Source organism: Microcoleus sp. AR_TQ3_B6 (assembly GCF_036702785.1).
Lineage (GTDB): Bacteria > Cyanobacteriota > Cyanobacteriia > Cyanobacteriales > Microcoleaceae > Microcoleus.
In genome coordinates this window covers 24,901-36,230 of sequence record NZ_JAUBVJ010000002.1, presented here as the reverse complement: position 1 = coordinate 36,230, position 11,330 = coordinate 24,901, and the positions used below count along the sequence as shown (strand labels likewise).

Sequence of the window (11,330 nt, the reverse complement as noted above, 5' to 3'; positions counted from 1 at the left end):
GGTCTTTATACAGACCAAGGAGTTTCTATGTCTAATGTTAGCACCAAGCAAGTCATTGTGGTTTCTACGGCTCCAACTGATTCGGCAAGACCGCCTGAAACTGGAGGTTTCATGCCTTTACTGATGTACGGAGGAGTTGCAGTAGCCGTGATTATTGCAATGGCTTACTTTTCCCAAACATTGCTCAACTCGATTACTGATTTGACCAAAACCCTGAACAAAAAACGCAAATAATCACGCATTTCCTGGTTCCCCGGCATAGCCTCGGAGCCGATATCCAGAGGCTCTGCCTCCCAAGTCTTAGACTAGGGGGAGGCAGAGCCTCCAAATCTACGCCCCCAGGCAGAGCCTGGGAACAAGAAAAAATCAGAAAAATATTCCTTAAGATTTGTTACAATACGCAAAACTTCATACTTTCCCCAACACTGGATGACCTTTTTCAACGCCTCCGAACCCTTAATCCGCAGCAAACAGGAACATCTTGATGTACAAGACCTCGAAGGCCTGTTGCGACTCCGCTGGCAAATTGGAAATTTTACTCTTTTCTCAGGATTTTATACCCGGATCGACCAAACTTTTCTGCTGTGGGGTTTGGTGACGGCGGGGATTTTTTTTACGGCTCAGTTTTTCCCCATCAGTTGGACTTTTCAGGCGATTCTGTGGTCAACTTTGACTCTAATTGGCACGGCGGGGATGGCGGTTTTGACTTTGTTTTGGGTAAGAGTCGAGCGAGTTAGCTGGATTCTTTACTCTTGGGCGATTTTGATGATTGCTGGTTTGGTTCTGACCGATTGCAGTATTTTTGCCGGTTGGGGAGGTTTGTTGCTGCACCTTTGCGATTTGTGGTTGGGGTTGAGCGCGATCGGCTATTTTTGTACTGGAGTCGGTTTGCGATCGCGCACTTTTCTCTTCTGCGGACTAACTCATCTATTTAGCATCCCTCTATTAACTTTTGTTGCACCTTGGCAATATTTAACCACTGGCATAGTTATGGCCGGCTGTTTGTTGTTGTTGTCCGAATTGCAGTGGGATATGCGATCGCCGATCGACAATACAATGCTTAGCGAAGAACAGAAACAATTTAACCGGATTCAACAGCAAATGCGGCAAATAACCGCGACACTAGGCAAATAGGTCAAAAATTCAACAAGTGCCTTTCCTTCCCCCCTTAGCAAAAAGCTACCTGGGCAGAAATTGTAAAGAATTCTGTACAACAGCTAACATTTTCCAAAAATCGCACACAATAGAAAAATACAGCATAAATAAAAAACCAACTTTAACCAGAACAGGTGTTTTGCTGTTTTACCTGTGAATCGCCAACCTTAGGAGAACGGTGTCCGGGAGGCGACTGGCTAACAATGCTGTACTGGCGACGATAAAAGTTAACTCCGGTTGAGAGTAGTTGTTAAAACACAAAAAGTGGTGCAGGGTTTTTACCGTTTCCCCTGCTTCGCAGTCTCCGAGGAGAGGCGAAACCCTCTACTAGAACAGCCTGAGGAGATTGGCACAGGTTTTGACAGTTGCTGAGGCGGATTTTTGAGTTCAGTGTTTAAGAAAATTGAGGAAAGGCTCGCTTAGCAGCCTAGCAGGACTTACTATTAAACAAGTCCTGCTTTATGCTGGGAAATTTAAATTATGTTTTACTCTGACGTGCGTTTTCGCAATATTTCCCTTACTTCCATTAAAATCTGTCCCAACATATTTTTGCCGCTGCCATCTTTGCCGCAACCCCAATAGTAATCAATAGGGGAATTTTCGACTATTTCCTCATCGCCAGTAGCTAATAAAATTTCTCTAATTTCGGGATGAGTTTCAAATTTGCGGAGTACGGCTTTTCGCATGATATCATCTTTGACTTGTTCCCAATCTTTGCGGAGGGGACGAGAGCGATCGCGTCCCATTTTTGCTGCATCTTTCGGCGTTTTTGCTTGGCGAATTTGGTCGCAGTCAGCCGTTGCCGGAAACTTTTGTGCTTGAAAATAATGTTCGGTAGTTGGCCAATATTCTCCGTCTAACTCGAATCCATGACTGGAAAAATTAGAAAAACAGCCGTAGTCGCTGCCAGTGGTGTAGAAGTAGATAGCCATAATATCTTCGATTTCAACCGCCCTAATAATCTTGGTCGTGAGTCAGCCTTACCTGTGTTGATTCTCCACTATCTTCAACCGCAAATCAATATTTTCAAGATAGGAACCGATGTAAGACAGCAGGGCGTAGATAAATACGATCACCCCTACCATTTCCAAAATTTCCTCAACAGAAGCCATCAAACCGTATATCAAGGTTCGCTGACCTACCGCATCTGCATAATAGCCGCCAACCATTTCCATGCCAAGTGCTCCACCGACATATATACTGCCTGCCTGTAAGAATAAGTCCCTTGTTTTCCGGGGTAGGTGCAGGAGAAACTTCAGATAAGCCAGCCCAGTAACCACAACAAAAATCGCCCCCGGAATTACCCAAATGAAGTAAAAAAATCCCCCTAAATCCAGTGCTTTTCGCAAGTCATTAATAATTAATATTTCGTGCAAACTAAAAATTTCATCTAAAGAAAAAAATACAAAGATGAACCCCAGCGCTTTCCAGTGTGCAAAATACCGATCGCCCTGCTTCTTCTTAGCACTAGCAATAATACCTAGCAAAATCGCGCAAAACAGCAAAGTAAATGACGAGTACCACGAAGGATAATTGATTTCTCTGTCTAAGTTAAACAAACTAATCCAGCGTTCTTGATAGTTAAAACCGTACCGCAGAACTTGTACGATGCAACCAGCAAGAGCAAAGAAGATCACCCAAATGCTGAGAGAGAAAGCAACTCTCTTCGGCGAAACAGAAATAATGAACTCCATCAAGTTTTTGATAAACTAGAACAAGCACAATCAAACTATAAAGTAAAAAGTAAAAAATCGCAATAGCGGCGCAATCCGCCACCTCGGATTTTTCTCTACAAAAAATCACCAATCACTGACAATGCACGTTCAAATTGAAACCTTTACTGTCCGCAAGCGGTTTGCGCTTACCATCAGCCGCGGTACAACAGCCCAAAGTACCAATTTATGGGTGAAGCTAGAACACGAAGGCATCGAAGGCTGGGGAGAAGCTTCGCCGTTTTCCACAGGTTCTCGGCCCCAAACTACCGAAATTCTGCTAGCAGCATTGCAGGAGGTTGCACCACTGCTAGAAAAGTTTACTCCGTTCGATCGCCAAAAAATCGAACAAGTATTAACAGAAGCCAACTTACCCTCAGCCGCCCGCGCCGGCATAGACATGGCAATGCACGACTGGCTGGGCAAAAAAGCAGGCTTGCCGCTGTGGAAAATGTGGGGATTAGATCGATCGCGCATCGTCCCCACCTCGGTCACAATCGGCATTAATTCGCCGAGGAGTGCAAGAGAAAGAGTGCGCGATTGGTTTGGTAAAGATGCGACAGATGCAGGAAGCATCAAATACCGCGCCGTTAAGGTTAAATTAGGAAATCCCGCCGGAATCGAAGCCGACAAAGCTATGTTAATAGCAGTGCTTGACGAAGCACCAGCTAACCTTAAAATTAGTGTAGATGCTAACGGCGGTTGGAGTTTGACCAGCGCGATCGAAATGTGTCGCTGGCTGGAAAAATACCAGATAAATTATGTCGAACAGCCGCTTTCACCCGTAGCCGATAGGGAGGAATTCTCAGAACTGTACCGTCAATCGCCGCTGCCCATTTTTGCTGATGAAAGTTGCTTTAATAGTTCCGATATACCCAAGTTAGCGCCCTGGGTCCACGGCATCAATATCAAAATGATGAAGTCAGGGGGATTGACCGAAGCAATGCGGATGATTCACACAGCCAAAGCCTGCAATTTGCAAGTAATGTTCGGCTGCTATTCAGATAGCGCGATCGCAAATACAGCAGCAGCACAACTTTCACCCCTAGCTGATTATTTGGATTTGGACAGTCACTTAAATTTATTAGACGATCCTTTCACGGGTGCGATCGTAGAAAATGGGTGTTTGCTGCCAAACGGGCGATCGGGATTGGGAGTGCGGCGAGTTGAGATGGGAGAATAGAAGTAAGTAGGTCGGCGCAAATAAACTTTACCATGTAACAGAATATCAAGCGATCGTAACCTTTGCAATTGTTTCCCTTCGGCTCGCGAAAGATACAGCTTCACTCACTGAGTCCCGGGCTTATGGATTTTCAAGTTTCATTTACTTACAAGGAACCAATGACTAAAAACTATCCCATCAAAAATGGCAAAGTTGCTATCTTGCTGCACGAGGGAATTCTCGGTTCTTCCGGCAAAACTGGTTTAGCATTTTTGCGCTACAGCGAAGCACAAATTGTAGCAGTAATAGACAGCCAATGTGCCGGACAATCTTTACCTGAATTAACTCGCCTTCCTCAACAAGTACCGATAGTTGCTTCCGTTGCAGAAGCCCTGCAATTTGCGCCGGATATTCTGCTAATTGGTATCGCTACTTCCGGCGGTGTTTTGCCTGCGGAATGGCTGCCAGAAATTAATCAAGCGGTAGCAGCAGGTTTGTCAGTTGTCAACGGTTTGCACGCGAAACTTGCACCTTTGATAACAGTTCCGTTAACCGAAAATCAATGGATTTGGGACGTGCGTCAGGAACCGGAATCTGTCGGTGCGATCGCCTCTGCTGCTGCTGCTAAATTAAGCTGCCGCCGCGTGTTAACTGTCGGCACAGATATGAGCGTTGGCAAAATGTCAACCAGTCTGGAACTCAATCGCATTTGCTTGCAGCGGGGTTTGCGTTCCAAATTTTTGGCAACCGGACAAACGGGTTTAATGATCGGAAATGAAGGCCTTCCTTTGGATGCTGTGCGAGTTGATTTCGCGGCTGGTGCTGTCGAACAAATGGTGATAAAATTGGGTTCTGAATGCGATATTCTGCACGTAGAAGGGCAAGGTTCGCTATTGCATCCGGGTTCGACGGCGACTCTGCCGCTGTTGCGGGGTGCGCAGCCAACTCACTTAATTTTAGCCCACCGAGCCGGACAAACTAACATTCGCAATCACCCGCACGTATCAATTCCCAGGTTATCAAAAGTGGTCGAAATGTACGAAATGTTGGCCGCTGCTGCGGGTGCTTTTTCAGGGGGAAAAGTGAGCGCGATCGCCCTCAACACTCATCACTTAAATGAGGCAGAAGCGCTGTTAGCAATAGCTGAAGTTCAAGCAGAAACGGGATTGCCTTGTACCGATCCGGTAAGGTTGGGCGCGGAGGTTTTGTTGGAGGCGATCGACAGTTGATATGCTACAATCAACATCCACCTGAAAATAGCTACATCAAACTATGACACAAAGCATTCAAGCAAAAACACTGACACTGCGCGATGTCAAAACAAAATTTAACTGCCAACTTGCACAAGAGGAGCAATTCTTCCGGGAGTGGATTGACGATTTACCAGAAATTACTGATGAAGAAAAGCGATATTTAGACAAAGTAAAGGCTGGCTATGCTAACAGTGCCGACTACCCCATGATAGAAGATACCGTAAAAATGGTGGTACTGGCTCCCTTGCTATTTTTAGCAGATTTCTACCTGACTCCCTTTCACATAGAGGCCGAAAAATCAGTAGAACTGACCATTGAAGATGAAGATACAATTGTCAGGGGCAGCATTGATGTCCTGCTATTGCTGCAATCTTTTTGGGTAGTGGCGATCGAAGCCAAGCGAGCGCAATATTCTGTTGAAGCTGGACTTCCCCAGTTACTATTTTATATGCTGAATGACCCTAGTCCAGAACAAGTAACATTTGGGCTTCTGACAAATGGCAGCAGCTTTCGATTTATCAAAATGACCAAACGAGACACACCGCAGTATGCCGTCTCTCAACTTTTCGATATTGCGAATCCCGGAAACGAACTGTACGAAGTCTTTCGCATTTTGAAGCGGCTAGCTGGTATAATTTCCAGTAACATTTCTTCTACTTAAATACATAATATGGAACTAGATTCGGAAAGTAACCATAAATTCGCTAAAGCTCATTTTGACTTTAACAATTTGCCCCAACTCACCAACCCTTGGCGACAGCTAAATCTGCAAGGAGTAGCTTTAGGTTTCATTCGCTTGCCTGCTGGCGATGGCTACACATTTACTCACAGCCACGCAGAACAAGAAGAAGTTTATATTGTAGTTGAAGGCAAAGGTATGATGGTTGTAGATGGGGAACTATTGACACTTGAGGGCGACGATATTGTGAGAGTTTCTCCCGCAGCAAAGAGAGCATTAAAAGCTGCTGATAATACAGATTTATTTGTTATCTGTACTGGAGGATTGGCAGCAGGTTATCCCAAGCAGCCCAACGCGCGCTATCTGATAGATGATGGAATTCCCGATTATGATGATGTTCCGCCTTGGTATGAGGGAAACCCCGAAATTACCGAGAGAAATGCGCGATTAAAAGAAAGGATGTTGAAAGCTCAAGCCAAACGAGACAGCCAACAGGAATCACAATGAATGAAAGTTCTTTTTCTTTACCGTCAGAATGCCTCATCCGCCCGGCCTGTGCTCAAGACATCAAATCAATTAGAATGTTAGTGTGGAGGGCAAAACTCGATCCTACTCAGTTGCGCTGGCAGCAATTCTGGGTGATAGAATGCAGCGGGGATTTGGTAGCTTGCGGACAGTTGCGGAACTTTGCGGGCGCGCAAGAATTGGGCAGTTTGGTGGTGATGAAAGATTGGCGCGATCGAGGTTTGGGCAGCTACCTCACAAAATATTTAATTCAACAAGCTACACAACCGCTATATTTAGAATGTTTGGGAAAGCGACTCGCATCATTTTATACTCGCTTTGGCTTCAGAGAAGCTGCATGGCAAGAATTGCCGCAGTCGCTTAAATTAAAATTCGGCTTGTCTCAGTTAGCTAAAACTTTATTCAGAATTCCTGTAACAATTATGCAGTATCAAGCAGGTTTTCTATAATATCGACATCTGCGTGAATCAGCGTCAATCCCTTGTCATCTGCGGTCCGAGAAATTCTCTTTTTTTGACCGCAGATACAGGCAGATAAACACAGATTAACGCAGATTAATTAGATCGAGTCCGGTTGCACGATCCGTGATTGTTGACTGTTGACTGGATTTTACGATCGAGGATGCTACCGGATTTGATATCAGTCTCGATCGCCTATTTTCTATGCCTAAGTAGGTAGGTACAAATCAACATCGCATGGGGAGGGCGGTGAGTGTCCTAGTAAAGTGGCTTAGATCGTATATCTGCGCGCTTGCGGACCCGTAATGGCGCACAGGGTGTCACAAACTGGGTTTTTAGCCGTTTAGTGCGTAAGTCACGGACTAGATATTTATGGATATTCCGGATGGGGCGATCGAGACTGCGTAAGTTCATAGTTCACCGTTCGCGGTAGTCCAGTTTGCTAAATTGGCACAGCCACCAGCCTGATATTTAGGCAAAAACCTTTGATAAATGGTTGTTTGCGGGTTTATGAGTGTCATGTGCCAGTACCAAACCAGGAAAGTGGACTGGCGATCGCCCCAAAGGTATTGGACTCCTGGCAAATTAGTAAGTGTAAAGCAAGTGAGTCACAACCCAATCAAAAAGCTAAACCCAAAGATTCAACCCAAAAATAAAACATTTTCATAGCAGCAGTAATGCGGAATCAGACAATCTCTAATGTAGCTAACAACATCTACCCTTGAGCCAAATTCCACCCACTGCTCAACCATGAAATCCTTAATTCAATACCTCGGAATTACTGGATTTATACTCGCCGCAACCGCTTCTCAAATCCCTTCAACCTTTCAAAAATTCTTTGCCTTTTATCCCGATAGAACCACGGCAGGCAAGAACAATGAAATATCAGGGCAATAAATCAATCTTAACCGAGGAAATGCAGCCTCTCAAATAGCATAAACAGACAATTACACATCCATATATTTTAGCACAACAGGAGTAAATATCATGTTCAACGTAGTAAAAGCTTTCGGCTCGATTTTCTCCACCCCAGGATACAGCACAGCTAACAATATGCTAATCAGAAATTACGTCAACACTAATTTTAACTACTTCAATGAAGAAGCTGTCGTGGATGAATCGATTTACCCGAATCAAACAGGTCGCGTCCGCTTCCAAGGTAGCTGGTGGCCCGCACGGTGCGATCGCCAAATCACTCTCACACCGGGAGACACGGTTTATGTCATCGGCGTTGACAATATCACTCTGTTAGTTTCTCTCGCTCCCGCAGATTAAATCAGAGCATGAAGGACCAGGTAATCAATCCCAACTAGGAAATGCTACTTTTCAAAGAGCATCAATAGGCGATTAAACTTCGATATATATTAACACAAAAGGAGTCAGGAAAATGTTCAACGTAGTAAAAGCTTTCGGTTCTATTTTTTCTACTCACACCTACAGCACAGAAAAGAATATCTTAATGGATAACTACATCAACACCAATTTTAACTATTTCAACGAAGAAGCAGTCGTGGATGAATCGATTTGCCCGAATCAAACAGGTCGCGTCCGCTTCCAAGGTAGCTGGTGGCCCGCACGGTGCGATCGCCAAATCACACTCACACCTGGAGACACGGTTTATGTCATCGGCGTTGACAACATCACTCTGTTAGTTTCTCTCGCTCCCGCAGACTAAATCAGAGCATGAAGGACCTGGTAATCAATCCCAACTAGGAAATGCTACTTTTCAAAGAGCATAAATAGGCGATTAAACTTCGATATATATTAACACAAAAGGAGTCAGGAAAATGTTCAACGTAGTAAAAGCTTTCGGTTCTATTTTTTCTACTCACACCTACAGCACAGAAAAGAATATCTTAATGGATAACTACATCAACACCAATTTTAACTATTTCAACGAAGAAGCAGTCGTGGATGAATCGATTTACCCGAATCAAACAGGTCGCGTCCGCTTCCAAGGTAGCTGGTGGCCCGCACGGTGCGATCGCCAAATCACCCTCACACCTGGAGACACGGTTTATGTCATCGGCGTTGACAACATCACTCTGTTAGTTTCCCTGGCTCCTGCAGACTAAACTAGAAAGTAATCTCAACTTTTTCACTGTCAGAACCCCGACTTCTTGAATAAGTCGGGGTTCTGACTGTTCTGTTTTTTAGTGGCAATTTGGCGATCGCTTCTACTCAACACCTGACGCAAGAGAGCAATATCTGCCTCTGTTTATTTGCCAGTAGAAATATGGCAGCTCGCGCTACAATAAAATGGCATTTGTGAGAGTTTGTTTGTTGGGGCGATCGCCGAGTTGAGATTCGCTAGTTTCTCGGGTGACTGCTGCTTTTTCTGATGCCTTAGCCGGCGGTAGTGGTTCGAGCAGTTTGGCTTGAGCTTCCTGAATTGAAGGGTAATTTTCAGCCCAGGATGAAATCGCTTCTGAAAGGACATCGATCTCATCGGATAAGGGTTCAATTAGCTGGGCTAGTTGGGTTAATTGTTCGGCCCCGAAGAGCGATCGCTGCTGAGTTAATAGTTCGATAAATGAGTCGATATTTTGTTCGGGGAGTGACATCGATTCCCGTTGAATTTTGTTAATTGTTTGGCGAACAAATTCGAGAGACAAATCTAATAATTGCGCGATCGTCTCTAAATTTATCCCCAACCCTATCGTGCGACGAATGGCTTCTAACTTCGCCTGCCGCTGACCTTCCTGCTTGCCTTGTTCGAGTCCTTCTTCTAAGCCTTCTTGCTTGACTTCCTGGTAAAATCGAGTTTGTCTGAGTTCGCTTAAATTCAACATGGCGGCAATTTCCTCGCGGCTTTTCTGGGGGAGTTTGTAGACGATAATTGTTTCGATGAGGTTAATTAAATCGCGTAGAACGGTTGGATCGGACAACTGTTGTCGGGCCATTGCGATCGACTGGCGTGCTTGTTCTGCTGCTGTCTCTGCTGGCTCAATTACCAGTTTAACAACTTTGACTCAAGCGCGATCGATCTGCAGCTTCTGGCAATTCATCGAGGTAAATCCGTGGAGGGATAAAAAAGCTCTGAGTTCTTATCATCAGCCCCTGGATTTATCACTGGAGTCGATTCTTCAATTCTTCAAGTCTTTAATCTAAAATCTAAAATCTAAAATCTAAAATCGATTGACTGGTTAAGAGTTCCTGAAATTGCAGCATCTGTTCGTGTTCGATGCGGCGATTGGGATAAATGACAACCACCCGCCAAGGATTGAGGGGTTTGTATTGTCGCAGGTAGAGAAAGAGTTCGCCGAAGATGCGGTAGTACAAGTCGGCATCGGGTTGAAACTGAACTTCAGCCAAGTAAAATGGTTTTTCAGGTTCTTCGGTTTTGGGGAGAAATAACCCGTCGATGCGGAATGCGAGTTGTTTGATTTCGCGGGAGGTGAATTCATAGGCGGCGGCTTCGTCTGGAGGGCGATCGATCAGTTCAAAGAAGAAGCTGGGGAATTCTTGAAACAGGCTGTAGAAAATGGTGTCTGTTTTCATGAGTTGTCGATGGGAATCGAAGATGGGTACTATACCATGCCAAGAGAGAAACAACCATGACACAAGAATCCATTATGGGAGAAATCGATTTTTAGGCTGGGCAACATTTTATGCTATTGTCAAACTTGATTTTTACAGGAAATTTCGTATAAAATGGTCGATAACAAAGATAATATAGAAGTGCCTTTACGACCTCTTGTTTGGATGGGAGACTCTCGCAAAAATATCCGCGAGTTTCCTGAAGAGGTACAAAAAGCGGTAGGTTATGCGCTACAACTGGTGCAAGCTGGGGAAACTCCTTTGTCAGCCAAGGCCTTTAAAGGGGTGGAAAGCGGTGTGTATGAAATCGTCAAACGTTACGATACGGATACTTACAGGGCGGTTTATGCTGTAAAAATTGGTGACAAAATCTATGTGTTGCACGCTTTTCAGAAGAAATCAAAGCAAGGGATTAAAACCCCACAGGCTGATGTTGATTTAATTAAAAAACGCTATCAAGACGCACTAGCGAGTGAGGAACAATTATGACCGAAGAAACCATTTTTGAAGAAAGCAGCGGTAATGTATTTGCTGACCTTGGATTGGCAGATGCTGACGAACTTTTTGCGCGGGGTAAAATCGGAATTCAGGTACTTCGTCTGTTGAAACAGCGAAACTTGGAACAGCGTGAAATGAGCGAATTACTGGGCATCCCACAACCAGAAGTCTCTGATTTAATGAACGGAGAGTTTCAACGGTTCAGCGAGGGAAAACTACTGCTTTTCCTCAAGCGACTCGATACGGAAATTACCTTACATCTGCGCCCTCGTAATGGGGGAAATCAATCTGCTGAAATTGCGATATCGCTATAGGAATTTGGGGAACCGATCGCCCTGTTGAATTTTT

General features: G+C 44.7%; 14 protein-coding genes and 1 pseudogene. 12 read left to right on the top strand and 3 right to left on the bottom strand.

Translation table 11 applies throughout. The annotated features are described in order from the left end of the window. Positions 1-27 precede the first annotated feature (27 nt). Positions 28-234 carry a hypothetical protein gene (locus QUB56_RS01400; protein ID WP_332952500.1) on the top strand — a complete coding sequence of 69 codons (207 nt, stop codon included), beginning with the start codon at positions 28-30 and terminating at the stop codon, positions 232-234. Positions 235-429: 195 nt separating this feature from the next. Further along, the gene (locus QUB56_RS01395) at positions 430-1,134 is read left to right on the top strand and encodes a hypothetical protein (protein WP_332952498.1); all 705 of its coding nucleotides are present in this window, start codon (positions 430-432) and stop codon (positions 1,132-1,134) included. A gap of 506 nt (positions 1,135-1,640) precedes the next feature. On the opposite strand, the gene QUB56_RS01390 is transcribed toward QUB56_RS01395, so the two are convergent. Next, positions 1,641-2,087, bottom strand: a complete 447-nt coding sequence (locus QUB56_RS01390) for an NADAR family protein (protein ID WP_332952496.1) — start codon at positions 2,085-2,087, stop codon at positions 1,641-1,643. Positions 2,088-2,135: 48 nt separating this feature from the next. After that, positions 2,136-2,849 carry a hypothetical protein gene (locus QUB56_RS01385; protein WP_332952495.1) on the bottom strand — a complete coding sequence of 238 codons (714 nt, stop codon included), beginning with the start codon at positions 2,847-2,849 and terminating at the stop codon, positions 2,136-2,138. A 121-nt stretch (positions 2,850-2,970) separates the two neighbouring features. On the opposite strand from QUB56_RS01385, the gene QUB56_RS01380 reads away from it, so the two are divergent. The 8 genes from QUB56_RS01380 (at position 2,971) to QUB56_RS01345 (ending at position 9,019) form a co-directional block, all read left to right on the top strand. Continuing rightward, on the top strand, positions 2,971-4,050 hold the full coding sequence (locus tag QUB56_RS01380) for a dipeptide epimerase (RefSeq protein WP_332952493.1): 1,080 nt from the start codon (positions 2,971-2,973) through the stop codon (positions 4,048-4,050). 158 nt (positions 4,051-4,208) lie between these two features. Continuing rightward, complete coding sequence (locus tag QUB56_RS01375; protein ID WP_332952492.1) at positions 4,209-5,258, top strand: DUF1611 domain-containing protein; 1,050 nt, start codon at positions 4,209-4,211, stop codon at positions 5,256-5,258. Positions 5,259-5,301: 43 nt separating this feature from the next. Beyond that, positions 5,302-5,943, top strand: coding sequence for a type I restriction endonuclease (locus QUB56_RS01370; RefSeq protein WP_332952491.1), 642 nt, complete (start codon positions 5,302-5,304; stop codon positions 5,941-5,943). A gap of 9 nt (positions 5,944-5,952) precedes the next feature. Next, positions 5,953-6,468 (top strand): cupin domain-containing protein, encoded by a 516-nt coding sequence (locus QUB56_RS01365; RefSeq protein ID WP_332952490.1) that lies wholly within the window; start codon positions 5,953-5,955, stop codon positions 6,466-6,468. Next, a complete protein-coding gene (locus QUB56_RS01360; RefSeq protein WP_332952488.1) occupies positions 6,465-6,935 on the top strand; it encodes a GNAT family N-acetyltransferase in 471 nt (156 codons plus the stop codon). The genes QUB56_RS01365 and QUB56_RS01360 overlap by 4 nt, the downstream gene beginning before the upstream one ends. 996 nt (positions 6,936-7,931) lie before the next feature. Further along, positions 7,932-8,219 carry an NfeD family protein gene (locus tag QUB56_RS01355; RefSeq protein WP_332952486.1) on the top strand — a complete coding sequence of 96 codons (288 nt, stop codon included), beginning with the start codon at positions 7,932-7,934 and terminating at the stop codon, positions 8,217-8,219. Positions 8,220-8,331: 112 nt separating this feature from the next. Continuing rightward, entirely contained in the window at positions 8,332-8,619 is a 288-nt protein-coding gene (locus tag QUB56_RS01350; protein ID WP_332952485.1) for an NfeD family protein, read from the top strand. A gap of 112 nt (positions 8,620-8,731) precedes the next feature. After that, the gene (locus QUB56_RS01345; RefSeq protein ID WP_332952483.1) at positions 8,732-9,019 is read left to right on the top strand and encodes an NfeD family protein; all 288 of its coding nucleotides are present in this window, start codon (positions 8,732-8,734) and stop codon (positions 9,017-9,019) included. Between the two features lie 546 nt (positions 9,020-9,565). Here the strand turns inward: QUB56_RS01345 and QUB56_RS37075 are convergent. Beyond that, positions 9,566-10,445 (bottom strand): annotated as a pseudogene (locus QUB56_RS37075) (Rpn family recombination-promoting nuclease/putative transposase); the annotation flags it as partial. Positions 10,446-10,598: 153 nt separating this feature from the next. On the opposite strand from QUB56_RS37075, the gene QUB56_RS01330 reads away from it, so the two are divergent. Together QUB56_RS01330 and QUB56_RS01325 are read left to right on the top strand one after the other, a co-directional pair. Further along, positions 10,599-10,973 carry a type II toxin-antitoxin system RelE/ParE family toxin gene (locus QUB56_RS01330; protein ID WP_332952479.1) on the top strand — a complete coding sequence of 125 codons (375 nt, stop codon included), beginning with the start codon at positions 10,599-10,601 and terminating at the stop codon, positions 10,971-10,973. Further along, complete coding sequence (locus QUB56_RS01325; protein ID WP_332952478.1) at positions 10,970-11,296, top strand: XRE family transcriptional regulator; 327 nt, start codon at positions 10,970-10,972, stop codon at positions 11,294-11,296. Before QUB56_RS01330 ends, QUB56_RS01325 begins: the two co-directional genes overlap by 4 nt. Positions 11,297-11,330: the final 34 nt, after the last annotated feature.